At 36.5% G+C, this 20062-nt stretch carries 18 protein-coding genes and 1 riboswitch; of the genes, 4 read left to right on the top strand and 14 right to left on the bottom strand.

The genetic code is table 11. The annotated features are described in order from the left end of the window. Positions 1–11: 11 nt before the first annotated feature. Positions 12–107, bottom strand: a riboswitch (SAM riboswitch). 120 nt (positions 108–227) lie between these two features. Both cls and PRVXT_RS02420 read right to left on the bottom strand, forming a co-directional pair. Then, the gene (cls, locus tag PRVXT_RS02425) at positions 228–1676 is read right to left on the bottom strand and encodes a cardiolipin synthase (protein WP_350344110.1); all 1449 of its coding nucleotides are present in this window, start codon (positions 1674–1676) and stop codon (positions 228–230) included. A gap of 340 nt (positions 1677–2016) precedes the next feature. After that, positions 2017–2334, bottom strand: a complete 318-nt coding sequence (locus PRVXT_RS02420; protein ID WP_350344109.1) for a hypothetical protein — start codon at positions 2332–2334, stop codon at positions 2017–2019. A gap of 121 nt (positions 2335–2455) precedes the next feature. Here PRVXT_RS02420 and PRVXT_RS02415 point away from each other — a divergent pair, with 121 nt between their 5' ends. From PRVXT_RS02415 to PRVXT_RS02405, 3 genes are all read left to right on the top strand, one after another. Then, complete coding sequence (locus PRVXT_RS02415) at positions 2456–3439, top strand: TGS domain-containing protein (protein ID WP_350344108.1); 984 nt, start codon at positions 2456–2458, stop codon at positions 3437–3439. A gap of 112 nt (positions 3440–3551) precedes the next feature. Next, a complete protein-coding gene (locus PRVXT_RS02410; protein WP_350344107.1) occupies positions 3552–4019 on the top strand; it encodes a QueT transporter family protein in 468 nt (155 codons plus the stop codon). A gap of 74 nt (positions 4020–4093) precedes the next feature. Then, a complete protein-coding gene (locus PRVXT_RS02405) occupies positions 4094–4555 on the top strand; it encodes a DUF441 domain-containing protein (RefSeq protein ID WP_350344106.1) in 462 nt (153 codons plus the stop codon). A 38-nt stretch (positions 4556–4593) separates the two neighbouring features. Here PRVXT_RS02405 and PRVXT_RS02400 read toward each other — a convergent pair whose 3' ends face one another. Next, positions 4594–5361 (bottom strand): hypothetical protein, encoded by a 768-nt coding sequence (locus PRVXT_RS02400; protein WP_350344105.1) that lies wholly within the window; start codon positions 5359–5361, stop codon positions 4594–4596. Positions 5362–5640: 279 nt separating this feature from the next. Continuing rightward, on the bottom strand, positions 5641–6822 hold the full coding sequence (locus tag PRVXT_RS02395; RefSeq protein WP_350344104.1) for a M20 metallopeptidase family protein: 1182 nt from the start codon (positions 6820–6822) through the stop codon (positions 5641–5643). Positions 6823–8014: 1192 nt separating this feature from the next. On the opposite strand from PRVXT_RS02395, the gene PRVXT_RS02390 reads away from it, so the two are divergent. Beyond that, a complete protein-coding gene (locus PRVXT_RS02390) occupies positions 8015–8161 on the top strand; it encodes a hypothetical protein (protein WP_350344103.1) in 147 nt (48 codons plus the stop codon). 554 nt (positions 8162–8715) lie between these two features. Here PRVXT_RS02390 and PRVXT_RS02385 read toward each other — a convergent pair. The 10 genes from PRVXT_RS02385 to pepF form a co-directional block, all read right to left on the bottom strand. Continuing rightward, positions 8716–9045, bottom strand: a complete 330-nt coding sequence (locus PRVXT_RS02385; protein ID WP_350344102.1) for a rubredoxin-like domain-containing protein — start codon at positions 9043–9045, stop codon at positions 8716–8718. 13 nt (positions 9046–9058) lie between these two features. Further along, positions 9059–9592: a rubrerythrin gene (rbr, locus tag PRVXT_RS02380; RefSeq protein ID WP_350344101.1), complete on the bottom strand. Its 534-nt coding sequence runs from the start codon at positions 9590–9592 to the stop codon at positions 9059–9061. A gap of 193 nt (positions 9593–9785) precedes the next feature. Continuing rightward, positions 9786–10358: a sulfurtransferase-like selenium metabolism protein YedF gene (gene yedF, locus PRVXT_RS02375; protein ID WP_350344100.1), complete on the bottom strand. Its 573-nt coding sequence runs from the start codon at positions 10356–10358 to the stop codon at positions 9786–9788. A gap of 1164 nt (positions 10359–11522) precedes the next feature. Continuing rightward, positions 11523–12656, bottom strand: a complete 1134-nt coding sequence (locus PRVXT_RS02370) for a Ger(x)C family spore germination protein (protein ID WP_350344099.1) — start codon at positions 12654–12656, stop codon at positions 11523–11525. Then, complete coding sequence (locus PRVXT_RS02365) at positions 12646–13734, bottom strand: GerAB/ArcD/ProY family transporter (protein WP_350344098.1); 1089 nt, start codon at positions 13732–13734, stop codon at positions 12646–12648. Before PRVXT_RS02365 ends, PRVXT_RS02370 begins: the two co-directional genes overlap by 11 nt. Beyond that, positions 13721–15295 (bottom strand): spore germination protein, encoded by a 1575-nt coding sequence (locus tag PRVXT_RS02360; protein ID WP_350344097.1) that lies wholly within the window; start codon positions 15293–15295, stop codon positions 13721–13723. Before PRVXT_RS02360 ends, PRVXT_RS02365 begins: the two co-directional genes overlap by 14 nt. Positions 15296–15393: 98 nt before the next feature. Further along, positions 15394–15579, bottom strand: a complete 186-nt coding sequence (locus PRVXT_RS02355) for a hypothetical protein (RefSeq protein ID WP_350344096.1) — start codon at positions 15577–15579, stop codon at positions 15394–15396. 65 nt (positions 15580–15644) lie between these two features. Continuing rightward, positions 15645–16055, bottom strand: a complete 411-nt coding sequence (locus tag PRVXT_RS02350; protein WP_350344095.1) for a hypothetical protein — start codon at positions 16053–16055, stop codon at positions 15645–15647. 375 nt (positions 16056–16430) lie between these two features. After that, the gene (locus PRVXT_RS02345) at positions 16431–16715 is read right to left on the bottom strand and encodes a DUF503 domain-containing protein (RefSeq protein WP_350344094.1); all 285 of its coding nucleotides are present in this window, start codon (positions 16713–16715) and stop codon (positions 16431–16433) included. Positions 16716–17052: 337 nt separating this feature from the next. After that, positions 17053–18849, bottom strand: a complete 1797-nt coding sequence (gene pepF / locus PRVXT_RS02340; protein WP_350344093.1) for an oligoendopeptidase F — start codon at positions 18847–18849, stop codon at positions 17053–17055. Between the last annotated feature and the right edge of the window lie 1213 nt (positions 18850–20062).

Here is a 20062-nt window from a genome sequence, read left to right as displayed (position 1 = left end):
AAGAGACTGGGCTCTTATCTTTCAGAGTAAAACTCTGAGGGATTTAGCACCAAAAAAAAGGTTGCTGGGTTTCATCGGGCCCTTCCCTCCACCGCTCTCGATAAGAATTTTTTATTGTACATACAGTTTACTGGAAATATATATATCTAGTCAAGTTTTCAGCTTTATACTTTCTCTAAACATTAGTTGAATGAAATTTATATCTAATTAACCTGCGTAATATCTTTCTACATCAAGGGAGAAAATAGTTTTGCTAAGGACTCTTTAATTTTATTAGAAATGGGTCTTTTAAGATATTCATTTAAGCTTACCTCTTTACTATTTTCCAAATCCTGAAAATAGTCCTCAGTAGTTTGCTTGCAGATTTCCTTTTCATACATAAAAGCATTAACTTCAAATGAAAGCTCAAAACTCCTTATATCTAGATTAGCAGAACCAATAGAGGTAAATTGGTCATCCACTATTATCACTTTGCCGTGAACAAACCCTTTTTGATACTGATATATTCTAACCCCCGACTCCAACAATTCTTGAAAGTGTGACTTGGATGCCCAAAAAACCGTTTTATGGTCAGGCTTACTGGGAACCAATATTCTAACATCAACTCCCGCTAAAGCTGCCGTTTTAAGAGCAACTAAAATACTTTCATCGGGTATTAAATATGGAGTGGTAATATATACCTTTTCTTTTGCATTAGCTATAGCAGTAAAATATCCCTGTTGGATACCTGCCCAGTAAGAATCAGGACCACTTGAAACTATTTGCATCGATACCCGACCGGTGCTTTTTATAGGCGGGTAGTATTTTTTAGTATTAACCTCAAAGTTTTGCTTAGAAACAAATTGCCAGTCCCTGAGAAAAATAGTTTGAAGAACATAAACTGCCGAACCTTCCACTTTAAGATGAGTGTCTCTCCAAAACCCTCGCTTTGGGCTTTTTCCTAAATATTCATCCCCTATGTTTAATCCACCTAAAAATCCTTCTTTACCGTCAACTACTAATATCTTACGATGATTCCTGTAATTTAATTTTTCACCAAAAAATGGTAAGGTAACAGGCAAGAATGCTTTAACTTCTACACCAGCATCCTTTAAAGGCTTTAAAAAAGATTTCCTTAGTTTCCAACTTCCCACAGCATCATAAATAACACGTACCTTAACTCCCTCTTTTGCTTTTTTTATTAATGCCTGTTGAAAATCCCTACCAATCTTACTATCCTTTATGATAAAAAACTCTAGGTGAACATGACTTTTAGCTTTGTGGATGCTTTTTAGCATTTCATCAAAAGCAGTGGAGCCATTTTGCAGAACCTGTGCATTATTGTCAGTTGTTAAAGGTGAGTGGCTGCTATTTACAAAAAGAGGTATCATTTTTTTTACTATTGAATAATTGGAAAGCTTTTGTACATACTCATTATGCTTTACTAATGGTATGTTGTCTTTTAACAACTTTTCAACTGCCTTATAGTCTGACTTTCGCTTTTTTAGAAAGGTCTTTTTCTTTCGGTGAGTTTGCCCTAGATAAAGATATAACAAGACGCCTACCACAGGAAAAAAGATAAGAACTAAAATCCATGCCAAGGTCCGCGAGGGTTTTCGGTTTTGTAAAAGTAAAACAACTGATAAAAATATTACTATTATAAGAAAAAGAGTAGACCAACTAATAAACCAATCCATGCAAAACCTCCCTCTTTCCATATGATTTTAGGCGATTGCAAAAACTACACAATGCCTGATATAAAAACTTTTCTATAAATAATTTTAAAGAAATTCTCGAACCGCTCAAGTATGATTGAAATCTACAAAAATTAGATTCAATCAACGAAGTTTCTTCGCTGATTGTTGGACCATTCGGAATTTTACTGATGTGACTTTTTATAACTTCACGAATTTGCCCATTTCACCTCTGGCCGATTTCTATAATATTTATTTTACCCCCTATAACAACGTTTTACAATTTAATACGCTAGCTAATTTAAACCTTCCATTGCAACCACCTTATTGTTTTATTTCTATACTAGTAGGGTTGTTCCCTTTTTATAAGCTTTATTAGATACCTTTTTTGATAATCAGGCAATTTTTTGTTGTTTTTTAAGCAAACTACAGCTCTATCTTTAACGGGAAAGATTACGCTTTTTGCTTTTATACAATATTTTATGGTATTTGGACTGGGAGCTTGATATTTTAGCACATCCTCCCACGGCAAAAGACTTGCAAACATACACAAAAACTTGTCGCTTAAAACTTCTTTTTTTAAGACCCTATTTAAGTTTAAGTTGACAAAGTTATTAATATAATACTCCTCTACTTTTAGTTTTTCTTTTTTTTCTATCAATATTTATCCCTCCCACCATGTTTATATGTAACTTGAAAATAAACATGACTAAATTGGAAGGAAAAGCTTCAAAAGTGTGGAATATATTTTATTAAGTCTATTGGTAGAGAGGTGTAAAAATATGGCTGCAAACCTAACACCCCAATATTATGCCGCAGAAGAGGCATATAAAAAAGCAAAGACAAATGATGAAAAAATCGCTCATCTCGAAGAAATGCTTGCTGTTATTCCAAAACACAAAGGCACAGAAAAAATCCAAGGAGAGCTTAAGAAAAAGTTATCAAAACTAAAAAAAAGTGAGGATAAAGGTGGTAGTAAAAAGAAAATAAGCCCGTTTGTGATAGAAAAACAAGGTGCAGGCCAAGTTTTTTTATTGGGGTATCCTAACTCAGGCAAATCTGCACTGGTGGGAAAACTAACGGCAGCAAAAACAGAAGAACAACCTTACCCCTTTTCCACCTTTACTCCTATTGTGGGAATGTTACCTTATGAAGATGTTTTTATTCAATTAGTTGACACTCCCCCCATCGACCCGCAAGGTATTTCAGGGGATTTTACTACAGGAATAAAAAATTCTAACTTACTTATTATTATGGTGGACTTTACTGATGGCGACTGCATTGAACATATTCCTAGTATTCAAAACCTATTAAATGAAAAAAGAATTATAAATCACAGTAACACTCCTGGTGTTCAAGGTCTTAAACCTTCAAATATACTATGGATTGGTAATAAGTTTGATTGCTCAGAAGCAGAAGAAAATTATCAAATTGCACAAGACCTCGTCGATGATTTTCCTACATTTCATAAGATCTCAGTTAAGTCGTCTTGGGGACTAGACGGACTAGCAAATACTTTGTTTAAAAAGCTTGAAGTTATTAGAATTTATACTAAAGCTCCTGGAAAAGAACCTGATTTTTCAAAACCTTTTATATTGCCAAGAGGTAGCACTATTATCGAGCTTGCTGAACAGATTCATAAAGATATAGCAGCTAATCTAGAGAAAGCTAGAGTATGGGGTTCTGCTAAATTTGATGGACAATGGGTTAACCATGACCATGAGCTTAAAGACCGAGATGTAGTTGAGCTTTCCTCAAATACCTAACTTTTGGTGTAACTGATTTAAATCTGTGGTAAAATAACATAGCATGGAATAATTAACACCATTTTAAAAAATGGTGTTAATTTATTGAATAATAATGTTTGGAGGTTTTAATATGAAAGATATGTTTTCTACAAAAGGGTTAGCCATGGGAGGGATGGTTGCCGCCATATACATAGTTTTAACTGCTCCTTTTGCACAGTTTACTATGGGCCCAATACAGTTTAGAATAGCAGAAGCTCTTACTGTACTTCCAATAATTATGCCCCAATCCATTATCGGCCTTTTTGTAGGTTGTTTTCTGGCAAATTTATTAGCAGGTGCTCATATTCTGGATATTTTGGGCGGAAGTTTAATCACATTGATTGCAGCGATATTAACCTACAATTTTAGAAAGTCGAAAATTGCATATACCTTTCCCATAGTGTTAAATGCCATTTTTATTCCTTTAATTTTATACTTTGCTTTTACAGTACCCTTCTTACCTACGGTACTATCAATATTTGTAAGCCAAACCATAATAATCCTAGGATTAGGCATTCCCCTTGTGCAAATTCTAAAGAAATACAGTAAGTATTGGTAGATAGAATCAACTCAATGCTAAAATTCCCAACTTGATAAATACATCAAATCTAATATACCAAGGGAGGAGTCTTTATGATTAATGAGGGAATCATTATTCTTATTGCAATCTTAGTATTAGCCATTTTTACTCAAAACCAGTCTGTTGCTTATGCTGTTGCTATTTTGTTGGCGCTTAAACTGTTGCGATTAAATACTGCCATCGAATGGCTAGACCAACAAGGTCTTAAATGGTCAATTGTTTTTTTAACAGCGGCGATTTTAGCTCCCTTTGCGTCAGGCAAAGTTTCAATAATAGAAATATACAATAATGTCAAAACTCCTGTAGGATTTTCTGCGTTATTGATGGGGTGCTTTGCTACATACCTGGCCAGAGAAGGAGTTACTCTGATGGATACCAACCCAGACTTAGTTCCAGCTTTAATAGGTGGCACCATTATTGGAGTCTCCTTTTTTCAAGGAGTTGCAGTGGGACCGTTAGTAGCAAGTGGTATCTTAGCATTTATTTTCAGTATAATAAACAGGTTTATAAATTAAGGAGCTAAACTTGGTTTTGCCAAGTTTAGCTCCTTAATTTATCTTCTTTTTATAGATATTTCCTTCTCCGCTGTGATAACCCTGTCTTCGGAATCTACACCATAAAACATGAATTTATATCTTCCTGTTCCTCTTAAAGGTGGTATAGAAAGTTCATACATCTGGCCTGGGCTTAACACAAGCTCAATGTAATCTTTATACATAGGCGATGGAATCAATACCCACTCATCTCCATCTTGAATATAAAGTTCCATGCCTAATGTGCTATCGGGAAAAGTTATATCCTGAAGCCTATCATTTATAACAGTTAGTTCTATAGTATCCCTAGGCCTATAATCTGTTTTTTCGCTTTCAACTTTTATTTTTGGATAAGGTGTTATTATTACATCAACATCTTGACTTATAATAGAATTGTGGTTACCTTTTTCCCACCCTTCAAAAACCAACTTATATTCACCAGGTTCTATGCCTACACACCTTATCTCTAAGTCTACTTCTTCTTTAGGCTCGAGGCTAGTTATTGTATTTTTAATATCAACATCTGGATAATACCTCTCCCACCGTTCTGCTGAAAGCCTCTCAAACATTTTCAACCCCATAAAATTATCCCCGAAGAGTATTTTATTGTCGCTTATGTTTTTAATATTAACATGGATTACCTCTTCAGACCCATATCTATCTAGTGAAGACTCTACTCGCATAGACTGTAGCTCTGGTTCTGCCACATCTGAATTACCAAGACTTGTTGCCAATAATATAAATATAAACGCGATGGAGATTACCCCAAGTATAGGAGTAGACTTCACGCCTTCCCCCTCCCCTCTCTTTTAAGCTATACCCTATTATGATTTTTATTTAATATAATTTTATAAAATGCATTATCTATGGATCTTTAATCAGCAAAATTATCCATACTGGTTGATTGTTGCAAACGATTCAGAACTCTAAACTCTACAACATGAAATAACAGCTCTTAAAAATCCCCCAACTACATAGTGAAAATAACATTTTAATCTAAACCGAAGAATTTTCAATTAACCAGCTAACCCTCTTTTATATATAGACGCTCATTTTACAAAAAAGTTTCACCTTCTATAATAATTTTTGCACAAAGTAACAAATATATTTGTTCCCTTCCACAACAAACTATCATCGATATCAAACTTATAGTGGTGATGAGGATAACTAGTTTCTTTAGTGCTATTGTTTGTACCTAGAAAAAAGAAAATTCCAGGGACTTTTCTTAAAAACACAGCCACATCTTCTCCACCCATGCTTGGTTTTTCAATTTCAACAATTTCACCAGGCTCCATATCATCGGTTAGTTGTCGTTTAGCCCATGATACCAACTCATCATCATTTTTTACAGGTGGATACGGGTCCTTGAACATCAACTTGTAGCTTCCTCCAAATGCTGCTGTTACTCCCTTTGCAATTTCATCTATACTACTGTATATGTTCTTTCCCACATCATCGGTTAAGTACCTAGCAGTTCCCTTTAGTGTAACTTTATCTGGAATTATGTTAGGAGCTGACCCACCCTTTATATCCCCAATAGTTACTATGGCATTATCAGTGGGAGCCAATCTTCTACTTTTAATTGTCTGCAAAGCAGTTATTACATGGGCGGAAACCACCACTGGATCAACAGTTTCTTGCGGGACTGCGCCATGACCTCCTTTTCCATGAATATCCAAAGAAAATTCTACCGCTGCAGCCATTGTAGGCTTAGCACTTAAACCAACCTGATTATATTTAACATCAGGAAAAATAGAGCCAACATGGCAACCAAAAACTGCTTCAAAGGGATATTTTTCATAAAGGCCATCATCCAACATAGCTTGAGCTCCTCCATACCCTTCTTCCCCCGGCTGAAAAATTAACACTAAGTTCCCGTCTAGTTCCTCTTTGTTTTCGGTAAAGTATTTAGCTACTCCTAAAGCCATGGCTATATGGGCATCATGGCCACATGCATGCATTTTACCATCTATCTTTGATTTATAAGGCACATCGTTTCCTTGCTTTATTGGCAATCCATCGGTATCAGCTCTTAAACCTATAGTTTTGTTAGTGCTACCATTTCCCTCTATTAAAGCTGCAATGCCTGTATAGGCAAAGCGCTCCCTGTTTGTAATTCCCATTTTATCTAATTCTTGTTCTATTCTTACAGCAGTTTCTTCCAAGTCAAAACCAACCCCAGGATATTGATGAAAATAACGCCGCCATTGGGTTATAGTATCTTTCATATCCAAAACCTTTTCCTTCATCATCTCACTCCTTTGTCTTTATTTTCCTATTAATATAACTATTCGACCAAAAACGACTTTCTCCTCCTAACACTAGGGGATTAACAATAAATATTAAGCTAGTTTTGGGATAATGCCTTTTTTCTAGGACTATTTCCCCAGATAGTTTTTACATTAACTTGCGATAACATTTCCGCATGCAATGAATTACCTGAGATAGTGGTAATTAGAAGTGAGAAGTCGGAGGTAAGTACAATGAACTCTCTAGCTCACTAGAAATGCTTAGGTTTTAGAACTGTTATGTTGTTCATGGCTATGCTTAGAGTATGTCCAGGCAATCAATTGTGATGTCATTTACGCAGGCAATGAATTACCTGAAATAGTGGTAATTAGAAGTGAGAAGTCGGAGGTTGGTACAATGAACTCTCTAGCTTACTAGAAATTGCTTAGGTTAGAATTGTTATGTTATTCATGGCTATGCTAGAGTATGTCCAGGCAATCAATTTGTGATGTCATTTACGCAGGCAATGAATTAACTGCTACGACAAGGTGGTAATGTGATGTCTACTGTAGTAGAGGGGAATTCATTCCCCGGGGATTATTGTGTTTTTCATGGACTAGGGTAGAGTATGTCCAGGCAATCAATTTGTGATGTCATTTACGCAGGCAATGAATTAACTGCTACGACAAGGTGGTGATGTGATGGCTACCGTAGTAGAGGGGAATTCATTCCCCGGGGATTATTGTGTTTTACATTGGCTAGGGTAAGGGATTTAAAACCCTAGGCTGTATTAGAAGTGCATAGATTCTAGGCGCAAAAAAATCCCAGGACCCCAGCGTATAAAATACGTGAGGAATCTGGAATTTTTTGCACCAACGAAGATAGGTGCTTACAAGCCCCCACCAGGCTGATTAGAAGTAGAGTATGTCCAGGCAATCAATTGTGATGTCATTTACGCAGGCAATGAATTACCTGCTACGACAAGGTGGTGATAGGTGTCTACCGTAGAGGGGAATTCATTCCCCGGGGATTATCATCTTGTTCATGGACTATGCTTGAGTATACCTTGCATTCAATTTGCGATGTCATTTACGCAGGCTATGAATTACCTGAGATAGTGGTAATTAGAAGTGAGAAATCTGAGGTAAGTACAATTAACTCTCTAGCTTACTAGAAATTGCTTAGGTTAGAATTGTTATGTTATTCATGGCTATGCTTAGAGTATGTCTAGGCAATCAATTTGTGATGTTATTTCCGCAGGCAATGAATTACCTGCTACGACAAGGTGGTGATGTGATGGCTACCGTAGAGGGGAATTCATTCCCCGAGGATTATTGTGTTTTACATTGGCTAGGGTAAGGGATTTAAAACCCTAGGCTGTATTAGAAGTGCATAGATTCTAGGCGCAAAAAAATCCCAGGACCCCAGCGTATAAAATACGTGAGAAATCTGGAATTTTTTGCAGCAACGAAGATAGGTGCTTACAAGCCCCCACCAGGCTGATTAGAAGTAGAGTATGTCCAGGCAACCAATTTGTGATGTCATTTACGCAGGCAATGAATTACCTGCTACGAGTGGTGATGGATGTCTACCGTAGAGGGGAATTCATTCCCCGAGGATTATTGTGTTTTACATTGGCTAGGGTTTAAAACCCTAGGCTGTATTAGAAGTGCCTAGGTTCTAGGCGCAATTTGCGGCACAGGGCGGGAGCGTATAAATAATACGTGACTGCTCTGGGGCGTAAATTGTAACAACGAAGATAGGTGCTTACAAGACCCAACCAGGCTGATTAGAAGTGCCTAGGTTCTAGGCGCAATTTGCGGCACAGGGCGGGAGCGTATAAATAATACGTGACTGCTCTGGGGCGTAAATTGTAACAACGAAGATAGGTGCTTATAAGCAGCCTGGCTATCCTAGCCCCACTTACCCTTACCTATATGATTCTCAATCTCCGCCAAAGCAGTTTGACGCAAAAATTCTGCACTTTCTTTGGCTTCCGTAAACAATTTTCTACATCCTGGATCAAGGTCGTCATCGATTCCTTGTTCTGCTATGTCATTAATTGTTTCCATAGAAGTTATTAAATCTTTTAATAAGTAGTTTGAATGACGGCTTCTAGTTATTTTGTCAGCGTGCTCCTTTGCTAGCTTTTCAAACTTCTCTTGAGGGGCTCCACATTTAGGACATTTTTGTGGTGCTTCACCTTCAGCATTTAGATAATTACAAACAGTACATTTATACATATTAATTCCTCCTTTAGTAATTTCTACAAAGCTCTTCATAATGGGCCTTACTGTGGAAACATGCTGGACAAAGTTCTGGCGGCGTAGTGCCTGCGTGAACATATCCACAATTTCTACATTTCCACTCAATTTTTTCTTCTCTTTTAAATACTTTACCCTCTTCTACCATTTTTAATAAGTGTCTGTAGCGTTTTTCGTGTTCTTCTTCAACTTCCGCTACTTCTTTAAAGAAGTCAGCTATTTTGTCAAACCCTTCTTCCCTAGCTGTTTTTTCAAATTCATTATACATTGTGGTCCACTCATAGTTTTCACCCTCCGCTGCTGCCTTTAGATGATCTGTTGTAGTGGTAATTCCATTTAAATATTTGAAAATTTGTTTGGCGTGAGCCTTTTCGTTATGGGCTGTTTCTTCAAATAGGCCTGCAATTTGCTCATAGCCTTCCTTTTTAGCTACTTTAGCCCAGTAGTCATACTTATTTCTAGCTTGAGACTCCCCCGAAAAAGCTTCCCATAGATTTTTTTCTGTTTTACTTCCTTTTAGATTCATTAGTTCATCTCCTTTTTAAATTTTTAGTAAATAGGAATCTTTCCTATTATTATTCTTATTCGACATGTTGAAATAAATTCCTGCTAAAATATAAATTTTTTTAGTATTATTTAAAAAACTGCTTACATTTTTAGTATGAATGTAAGCAGTTTCGCCGTTAATGTTGTTTTGTTAAAAACGTTTTATCCTTTATTTATATGCTAACAGTATCTATATCGTTAATAGCTTCCACGATATCATACATATTTGTTATTTCCCCTTCTGCTAGCTCATCTTTTATCTTATAAAAATCTAAACATGCACCGCAGCTTGCTATTTCTGTTCCTTTTTGCTGCAGTTCTTTTAAAGCCTCTAACACTTCAGATCCTTCACATGCTAAGCGTACTCCACTATTTACAAAGGAGATCCTTTTAGGATAAGGCTTTGTTTCAGTTAAAGTGAAAAAGAAGGACTTCATCAAAGCATTTCCTAACACATCATCCCCTTGGCCAAATTTATCACTTTTTATTATTAAGTGTTTGCCGGCTGTTTCTATCTGCGGTTTTTTATCAGATGTCTTTAAGTTTTCACCGATAGTTAGATGAAATGCATTATCTTTTGTTTCACACAAAGTTTCTAACCCCATTTTCTTACAAAGTTTAGCAACGTTATCCCGAGCAATTTTATTATCAACGATACATAACACAGGCAATCCGTTTTCAATAGCTTTTTTGGTATTTATAACAGGCTGTGGACAGTCAAGCCCTTTATTGTCAATAATTTTCATTTTATCCCCCCGTTGTTTTTAGTATTAAGGCGATTGCAAAACTTTATAATCCTTAATATAAAAAAATTTTATATTAAGGATTATAAAAGAATCTCTTCCAAACCACCTAGCTGTCATTCTGAGCCTAAGTGAAGAATCTTAGTTTCTGTCTAAGTGACATGGTTTAATTTTTAGTAATTGCAATTACCTATTTTTTTATTTAAAGATATTATTCAGTATATGATGTATTCAACAACACCATATTATCTTCCTTTATTTTGATTATTAGATTTTCTTATAATATAACCAATTGCGATAACCATGGTTCACAACCACAGGCAATGAGAAGATAGTGATAATTAGAAGTGAGAAATCTGAGGTAAGTACAATGAACTCCCTGCTTACTAAAAGTGCTTAGGTTTAGAATTGTTATGTTGTTCATGTCTATTGGCATATCCGCAGGCAATTAATTACCTGAGATAGTGGTAATCAGAGGTAAGAAGTCGGAGGTTGGTAAGTAGAGGGGAATTCATTCCCCGGGGATTATTATCTTGTTCATGAACTATGGTAGAGTAGCCGTACATTCAATTGCGATGTCATTTCCCCAGGCAATGAATTACCTGCTACGACATGATGATGATGTGAAATCTACCGTAGAGGGGAATTCATTCCCCGGGGATTATTATGTTGTTCATGGACTATGCTAGAATATACCTCGCATTCAATTTGCGATATCATTTCCGCAGGCAATGAATTACCTGCTACGACATGATGAAGATGTGAAATCTGCCGTAGAGGGGAATTCATTCCCCGGGGATTATTATGTTGTTCATGGACTATGGTAGAGTAGCCGTACATTCAATTGCGATGTCATTCCGCAGGCAATGAATTACCTGTTACGACATGATGAAGATGTGAAATCTGCCGTAGAGGGGAATTCATTCTTATAGGGTTCATAGCTATTCAGCTTGATAGGGAGCTGGAAGTCAACTTAATATTCAAAGTCACACTTCTTTATTGTACAATGGTTATTTAATGCGAGGCAAGTATTTTTCAGTGCTACCATTGGGCCGACCTGGGGTTTATGACAAAATAAAACTCCTTCATGCTGTTCCTTCTATGCAAATATTTATTTAAATAATATTCTGCACAGCAAGAAAATCACCTTTTAAAGAAATTTAAGCCTTAATAGGTTCTTTCAAAGGTAGTTCCTCTAATAGTTTCAATATTAGTTTCTACTTTAATATCAATGTTAGGATAATCCTCTCTCCATGTACCCTGATGATAGTACTCCGTTTGCTGTATTCTAACAAAATGCCCCAACCCTAGGGGATCTGTATTAGCATTCTGAAGTTTTTCTATCAAAGCCGTAATTGCTAGCGTCAAATCTGCAGCTATTTCATCGGAAAAAATCTCAAAGCTTTCCTCTGTTAACACTTCCGCCCCCCTCACTTCTATTTCTTCAATACTCATTTTTATGTTGTTAACTATAGTAATCTCCAACTCTTCATTATTCAAATTTGTTTTTATTTCTTTTTCACTGGAACTGATTTTGAATATAACTAATCCTTCGCCAAGTTCTTCACCTCCATTTATTTTTGTAGTCATTGTGGGATTAGAATGCCTAGCCAGCAACATATATAGCAGTTTACTTTCAGCAAAGTCTAATATTGTTGCAAGCTTTCCATTCTCATCTAACAGCGCCATACCGCTAAAATAAGGTGTGTTTTCATTTTCTTCAATTTCCACCATTGGCATAAATGGATCCCGACCTTCTGTTAAAATATTTGTCCATAAATCATGAAGGGTCACCTGAGGGCTAAATCCTTCTTGGTCCATAATTCTAAGGTTATCTGTTATATATGTGCCAATCCGCTGTTCCTCCGGAGGTTTTAAGGCTAGAATATCTTTAGGATCACCGGGAAAATAAACCACATCGCTTCTTACTTCGATATCTGGGATCTGCCTCAAATCTTGAGTTTTTTCGATAATCCCTTGGTTTGTTAAGTTTTCACCAAATACTATTAACTGTACTTTTCCAATAGCCATTTCTCTATTTCTAAAACGCTGCCAATTATCCATAGCCCCTGCAAGACCAAAACCGCTAACCGACATGAGCCTTGTCTGATCCTCTGCCCTTTCGCCAAAAAGGGGGTTTATTGTGGTAATTGTTACTTTATCGGGATCTTCTTCAGGAAAGGTCTCAAATCCCATAGCGATAATAATAGCCAACTCGTCAATTATGTTCATCTCACCTCTTAAACACCCGGTACAACACATAAGTATAATTAACAATGTTACCGTTATTTTAGTTTTCATTTCTAATCCCCCTTAACTTTGCCACTGTTATTAAAAGAATTGGCATAACCCCCACTAAAATTCCACCATACAAACCCACATACCCTGCTAATTCTTCAATTTGAGGGGTGCTATCAGGGTACCACGTTATAGCAATTACAATGGGCCAGCAAGCTAACGTCCAAATGTCGTGATAATCTTTGTTGGTTAAATGAGCCAAAGAAAAAGTACCAGCAAAATATTGAATGCCTGCTACAAGCAAAACCTTAGATGTCCACATATAAATAAACAAGGTGTCCAATCTCTCAAAAATCTCCATTTCTACAAGCTTCATATATTCCAGAAAAGGCCAGTATGTAATTTCCACTTGTTCGATACCCATCATCATCACTATTACCACTATTATCGAAGTGTAAATAAACCACACAGAGCCGATAGCTAAGGTTGTCACTTTGCTAAAACTATTTTTATTGTTAATATATGGGTAGAAAATTAAAATTAATTCCACCCCTAAAAAAGCAAGAACTGCTTCCTGAGTAGCAAGTAACGAAGGGGCAATCCCCTTTTCAAACACCGGCAAAAGATTAACATATTCACGAAACATAATAGGTTGAAAAAACAAAAAAAACAATGGGGCTGTTGCATATAATACTACAATAGTAAAGCGGGCAACTGTGGATAATCCGCACCGGCTTAAATAAACTATTACAACCATATTTATAAACATGGCGAAAAGCAAAGGAACAGTTATCTGCAAGTAAACATACACTAATTCCATAAACATTCTAAGAACTATTGCCGCAGTGAAAAAGGTATAAATAGCATATAAAACTATAAGTGCTGAACCTAAATATTTTCCTAGCACTAGAACACTGGATTGGGCTAGTGTTTTGTCGGGAAACATTTTTGCATAATAAATGCATATTTGACTATATAGCAGCACTAAAACCGTAGCTACCGTAACTGTTACCCAGCCATCTCGGCCAGCAGTTGCAGTAATTTCTCGGGGCAACGTGGTTATTCCCACTCCTATTAACGCCCCCAGTAAAATTGAATACCATTCAAACTGGCTAATCTTCCTTTGTTCATGCCTTTTCATCGTCGTCTTCCACTCCCTTCTGACGCTTTATATTCTCTGGCTTTGCAGATTGAATTGGCCGTTTTCTCAGCCACCTTATGGGGATGCGAAAAATATTGTCTCTTTGCTCAGATAGTTTTAGCGGAGAGAAAGGCTGTAGAAAAGGAACTCCAAAACTATGAAGGTTACACAAGTGAATAAAAATAACCATCCAAGTTAAGACAAAGCCAAAACCACCTAACAACCCTGAGGCAAAAAGCAAGGGAAACCTTAAAAGGCGCACAGAGGAGGCCATATTATAATTTGGTATAGCAAAGCTGCCTAGCATGGTGGTTGCGGTAAAAATTACTAATATAGGGCTAATCAGCCTTGCTTGAACAGCCGCTTCCCCGATCACTAAGGCACCTACTATACCTATAGTCTGACCGATAGGGCCGGGAAGTCGCAATGTTGCTTCCCGCAAAAACTCTACAACTAGCTCCAGTAAAAGAGCTTCCATAAAAGGGCTAAAAGGCAGCTCTTCTCGAGTCTCAGCTATAGAAAATATTATATCAATAGGTATCATCTCATATCTGTAGCTGGTCAAAATTACATATATTGCAGGCAAACAAGTAGCTAAAAAAAAGCCTAGTAACCTAAATAGCCTAGTAACAAACGTGTAAACATAGCGATTGTAATGGTCTTCTGGAGAGTGAAAAAACTGCGCTAAAGCCACCGGCAACACCAGAGCAAAAGGAGTGTTATCAACTAAAATCACTACCTTCCCTTCCAATAAATGCCCCACTACCCTATCAGGGCGCTCGGTGTTTAATATTTGGGGGAAAATACTTATACTTCTCTCCTCTATCAACTCTTCTATGTAACTACTTTCTAGCACCCCATCTATATCTATTTTTTTTATTCGTTCCTCCACTTCTTTCACTACAACATCATCGGCAATGCTTGCAAAGTATGATATAACTACATCGGTTTTACTTTGCCGCCCCACTTTTAAATGCTTCATTTTCAAGTCATTATTTTTAATTCTTCTTCTAATTAACGCTGTGTTAAACCTAAGGGTCTCTGTAAACCCCTCTCTAGGTCCCCTAATCGTTTGCTCATTGCTGGGCTCTTCAACTGTTCTTCCTTCCCAACTTCTCAAATCGATAGAAAAAGAAGTATTGATACCATCGACAAATAACAAAACCTCTCCACCAAGCAGAGATTCAACCACATTATCAAACTCATTTTTTTCCTCAGCTTGAGCTACACTTAGCAAGCGTTGGTGGATATTCTCTTTGGTAAACTTCATTTCTTTGGAAGTTGGCGACAATATTGTGAGAGATCTTACTATATCGGCGCCAATTGTCTCCTGAGCCGAAAGCCCATCTACATAAACTATTAGCACTGTTATCGAAGAGTCAGCTATTTTTATTTTTCGAAAATCTATATCATCACAGTCTTTAAATAGGTTCTGTAAGTAGTCGTGATTCTTCTTTAAAGAAGCATGAACTTTTTTACCGTCGCTGCTTTTATTCATTGGTTGGTTTAGCAGCTTAGGTGGAGACACTTTACGTATTATTTTTCTAAATGCTTTTTTCATGCCCAATGCCTCCTAAAAACAAATTTAGTGATATTGCATAGTTTTACCTAATAACATAAAAAATAAACACCGCTACCGAAATTATTCGGAGCAGTGTTTTAGCAATCTTCATCTTGGGAATATTTAAACCCTTGAAGCTCTATTAAGTCATGGTCTGATAATTGTTTCATTATTTCATATAGGGATTCTTTTTTATGTTCTGGTAAATCTCTAATAAACTGGTCGATGATTTCTTCTGACACCCTAGGGGTGAATTGGACATCTCCTAGCCTAACTTCTTTCACTTTGCAACCTCCTTAGACAATATTATGCTATTAGTGTGTTTCTATCGACTTGAAAATATTCTTTTTTATGAGTATGCAACTGTTTTACCTCCATCTAATACCTTTAAGTGTTTAGCATTATTAGATACCGTTAACCATTTGCAAAAAGTGGTGATTGTTTCATCAAAAGTTTTGCAATGAACGTATAGAGCTGCCGGCTCTACTGAAGGCCAACCCTCAATATAAATCACATTTCCAGTTGAAGTTAATAAAACCCATACCTTTACCTCGCCACTATAAAGACCATCTATAACATAGCTAGGATGGCCAAACTGCCCTTTTATTTTTTCGATACAGTATTTTGAGTCCCAAGAAAAATACTGGTTTTTTAATTTTGGCGACAACCTTTTTAACGATAGCAAAGCATACTCCCCCATATCTTTTGCTTTATCACCATATAAAACGGTATAGCCAAGTCCTTTTATTCGGTGACCCATGGGTACCCTCCTATTTTCTTCTTTTATTGGCGATTGCAAACTCTAAAACACTTGATATTTTGATATAATAAATTTTTTTAAAACCCCCTAAACTACCTTATATGTTATTCTGAGTTCTTGGGGTGATCTGTTCTCATTTGCAATTACCTATCATCTTGTTATAGTTATAAAAACACATCCTAGTTTAAAGGATTTTTTATAAATAATTTTATAATTCGCCTTTTCTTTATCTGGGTATTCATCCTGTTTCTTTAATAGCTCGGGTCAAAATAACCCGGGTGAATAGTAGAAATTCACCAATCTTTACCCAGACCATTACGTAATTTTCTATTGTGTTTTAATACAATATTTATGCGTAAAATACCATTTTATTCTTTACAAAATCTCATGGTGAATTGCATCTACTTCAATTTCATGTTCAGAATTATCGATATAGTTAACTATTCTCTGTCTTAGTTTATCCAATTGTTGCAGATTTATCGATACACTACAAATTCCCAACATAAATTTATTTTTTTGATTGGGGAAGTGTTTTTGAGCAACAGAAACATTAAACTTATTTCTAAGTTTTTCGGCTAAGCTATTGCTAATATTGCGTTTAACCTTTAAACTCTCACACTGATAAATTTTAAAGTCCATTTCCAAATAAAGCACCCTCATTAAAATTAGCCACCTTTCTAAAGTAAACTTTTGCTCGACTAAAAATCAATCTTTTATATACTATGCTTTATAAAAACAGATGTATTTATATTTTTTTATTTACTTAAAAATATCACAGCGGATAACAGATAACAACAAACTACAATGAAACATTAAGGTTTTTTAATCTTATTTCTTTTTTTATGAGATAAATTGACAATTCAATCAGTCTCCTTTCTGCTGATTGATAATTGGACAATGAGCTAATTTTGACTTTAGTACCCCATACAGTTAAATAAACTGCGATAAAAAATCATTTATAATTGTAAAAAAAGAGCCCTAAGGCTCTTTTTTTACATCAAGACATCAATTCTTCTAATTCATCCATTAATCTATCAAATACAGCTATAGTTTTTTCTATCGGGTCTGGTTTAGTCATATCTACCCCTGCTTTTTTTAGCAAGTTCATTGCATAATCACTGCCTCCACCTTTTAAGAAAGCTAGGTAATTTTCTTTAGCTTGAGGTTTATTACTTAGAATATCCTCTGCTATAGATGTAGCTGCAGAAAATCCAGTTACATACTTAAAGACATAATAACTTCTATAAAAATGTGGAATTCTAGCCCATTCCATACTAATGGGCTCATCAATGACAGCATCGTGACCAAAATACTTTTCGTTAAGATTTATCCACAAATTCTGTAATGCGTCTGCGGTAATTGGGTTGCCTTCTTCAACTAATTCATGGGCTTTTAACTCAAATTCTGCAAACATTGCTTGACGAAAAACTGTGCCTCTTATTGCTTCTAAGTATTGGTTTATAATATAAAACCTTTTTTCTTTATCTGTAGTTGTTTCCATTAAATAATCATTTAAAAGAGCTTCATTAACTGTCGAAGCTACTTCCGCAGCAAATATATTGTACCGAGAGTATGTAAACGGCTGATTTTTTTGAGAAAGATAGCTATGAATAGAATGTCCCAGCTCATGTGCTAATGTAAATGTTGAGTTTAACGTGTCATCATAGTTTAATAAAATATACGGTTTTGTGCCATAAGATCCCGAAGAGTATGCTCCACTTCTTTTTCCTTTGTTCTCATAAACGTCAATCCAACCTTCTTCCAGACCTTTATCCATTATACCAATATATTCTTCTCCCAGCTTTTCGCATCCCTTAAGCACTATTTTTTTTGCTTCTTCGTAGGGAATTTCCATAGAGAAGTTGGATGCTAAGGGAGTATAGACATCGTACATGTGCAGTTTTTCTAATTTTAGCATTTTCTTTTTTAGAGCCACATACCGATGCAGTGATTTTAAGTGTTTGTTAATAGTGTCTACTACGTTGTAATACACTTCGGTAGGAATGTTATCAGGATATAGCTCCGCTTCTAAAGAGTTATTGTACTTTCTAGCTTTAGCATAGAATATATCCCCTTTTATTCTGGTTCCGTAATTAGCTGCTAAGGTATTTTTAAATTTATCATAAGTTGAGTACATGGCTTCAAAGGCTTCTTGACGCACCCTACGATCTTTGGACATTAAAAATTTTACATATCTACCATGGGAAAGTTCAACTTTTTGTCCATTTTCATCATTAATAGTGGGGAATTTAATATCTGCATTGTTAAACATTCCAAACACCGATGCTGGCCCGTTGTTAAGTTCTTGGGATAAAGATAAAAGTTTTTCCTCTTCCATAGATAAAGTATGAGGCTCTAACCTTAAGATATTCTCTAAATAAAAGCTGTAGAATTGAAGTTTTGGCTCTTGCTCTAAAAGTTTTTCTATTTTGCTTTTACCCAATGATAGTATTTCAGGGACGATAAAAGAAATGGCGGTCATCGCCTGTGAATATAAAGTTTCACCTTTTTGGTAATAAGTTTGATGCGTTGAGTTGGAAGTGTCTTCATCTCTCTTTAAGCTAGTAAAAGTAAATAGTTTGCCTAGTTTTTCACCTAGTTCGTCTCTCAAATAAAGACATTCTAGCAAGGCTTTTTCGTCATTTAATTTTCCTTTATACTTTTCAAACCTTTCAATTTTTTTCTTGACATCATCGTAATCGGTCTGCCACTTAGACCAATTTTCATATATATCCTCTACTTTCCATTTATATTTTCTGTCAATTTCATTTCTTAATGGTAATGATTTTGCCATTATAAAATCCCTCCAGTTTCATTTTATAAATCCCACGGGGAATGAATTCCCCGCTACGACACCATCCAACATCTACGACACCCCCACTCACACGCCGTAGCAGGTAATTCATTGCCTGCGGATATGGAAGCGTCAGTGAGGTTCAATATCATAGTTCAAAACATATCTACCAATCTATGCTCACATTCCCACGGGGAATAAATTCCCCGCTACGACACCATCCAACATCTACGACATCTCCTAATCACACGCCGTAGCAGGCAATTCATTGCCTGCGGATATGGTAGCATAAGTGAAATTCAATATCATAATTCAAAACATTTCTACCAATTTCTGCTCACATTCCACGGGGAATGAATTCCCCGCTACGACATTATCCAACATCTACGGCATCTTCCAATCACACCCGTAGCAGGCAATTCATTGCCTGCGGATATGCTAGCGTCAGTGAGGTTCAATATCATAGTTCAAAACATATCTACCAATTTCTGCTCACATTCCACGGGGAATGAATTCCCCGCTACGACATTATCCAACATCTACGGCATCTTCCAATCACACCCGTAGCAGGTAATTCATTGCCTGCGGATATGCTAGCGTCAGTAAGGTTCAATATCATAGTTCAAAACATATCTGCCAATCTATGCTCACATTCCCACGGGGAATGAATTCCCCGCTACGACATTATCCAACATCTACGGCATCTTCCAATCACACCCGTAGCAGGTAATTCATTGCCTGCGGATATGCTAGCGTCAGTAAGGTTCAATATCATAGTTCAAAACATATCTGCCAATCTATGCTCACATTCCCACGGGGAATGAATTCCCCGCTACGACATTATCCAACATCTACGGCATCTTCCAATCACACCCGTAGCAGGTAATTCATTGCCTGCGGATATGCTAGCGTCAGTAAGGTTCAATATCATAGTTCAAAACATATCTGCCAATCTATGCTCACATTCCCACGGGGAATGAATTCCCCGCTACGACATTATCCAACATCTACGGCATCTTCCAATCACACCCGTAGCAGGTAATTCATTGCCTGCGGATATGCTAGCGTCAGTAAGGTTCAATATCATAGTTCAAAACATATCTGCCAATCTATGCTCACATTCCCACGGGGAATGAATTCCCCGCTACGACATTATCCAACATCTACGGCATCTTCCAATCACACCCGTAGCAGGTAATTCATTGCCTGCGGA

This window comes from Proteinivorax tanatarense, from assembly GCF_040267685.1.
GTDB lineage: Bacteria > Bacillota > Proteinivoracia > Proteinivoracales > Proteinivoracaceae > Proteinivorax > Proteinivorax tanatarense.
This window is presented reverse-complemented; position numbering and strand designations above follow the sequence as displayed.

Excerpts from the sequence above, each read along its gene's own strand:
- yedF (WP_350344100.1), bottom strand. The coding sequence starts at position 10,358 with ATGAAAATTATTGACAATAAAGGGCTTGACTGTCCACAGCCTGTTATA.
- PRVXT_RS02405 (WP_350344106.1), top strand. The coding sequence starts at position 4,094 with ATGATTAATGAGGGAATCATTATTCTTATTGCAATCTTAGTATTAGCC.
- cls (WP_350344110.1), bottom strand. The coding sequence starts at position 1,676 with ATGGATTGGTTTATTAGTTGGTCTACTCTTTTTCTTATAATAGTAATA.
- PRVXT_RS02410 (WP_350344107.1), top strand. The coding sequence starts at position 3,552 with ATGAAAGATATGTTTTCTACAAAAGGGTTAGCCATGGGAGGGATGGTT.
- pepF (WP_350344093.1), bottom strand. The coding sequence starts at position 18,849 with ATGGCAAAATCATTACCATTAAGAAATGAAATTGACAGAAAATATAAA.
- PRVXT_RS02365 (WP_350344098.1), bottom strand. The coding sequence starts at position 13,734 with ATGAAAAGGCATGAACAAAGGAAGATTAGCCAGTTTGAATGGTATTCA.
- PRVXT_RS02385 (WP_350344102.1), bottom strand. The coding sequence starts at position 9,045 with ATGTATAAATGTACTGTTTGTAATTATCTAAATGCTGAAGGTGAAGCA.
- PRVXT_RS02350 (WP_350344095.1), bottom strand. The coding sequence starts at position 16,055 with ATGGGTCACCGAATAAAAGGACTTGGCTATACCGTTTTATATGGTGAT.
- rbr (WP_350344101.1), bottom strand. The coding sequence starts at position 9,592 with ATGAATCTAAAAGGAAGTAAAACAGAAAAAAATCTATGGGAAGCTTTT.
- PRVXT_RS02360 (WP_350344097.1), bottom strand. The coding sequence starts at position 15,295 with ATGAAAAAAGCATTTAGAAAAATAATACGTAAAGTGTCTCCACCTAAG.
- PRVXT_RS02345 (WP_350344094.1), bottom strand. The coding sequence starts at position 16,715 with ATGAGGGTGCTTTATTTGGAAATGGACTTTAAAATTTATCAGTGTGAG.
- PRVXT_RS02370 (WP_350344099.1), bottom strand. The coding sequence starts at position 12,656 with ATGAAAACTAAAATAACGGTAACATTGTTAATTATACTTATGTGTTGT.
- PRVXT_RS02390 (WP_350344103.1), top strand. The coding sequence starts at position 8,015 with ATGCTTAGAGTATGTCTAGGCAATCAATTTGTGATGTTATTTCCGCAG.
- PRVXT_RS02415 (WP_350344108.1), top strand. The coding sequence starts at position 2,456 with ATGGCTGCAAACCTAACACCCCAATATTATGCCGCAGAAGAGGCATAT.
- PRVXT_RS02395 (WP_350344104.1), bottom strand. The coding sequence starts at position 6,822 with ATGAAGGAAAAGGTTTTGGATATGAAAGATACTATAACCCAATGGCGG.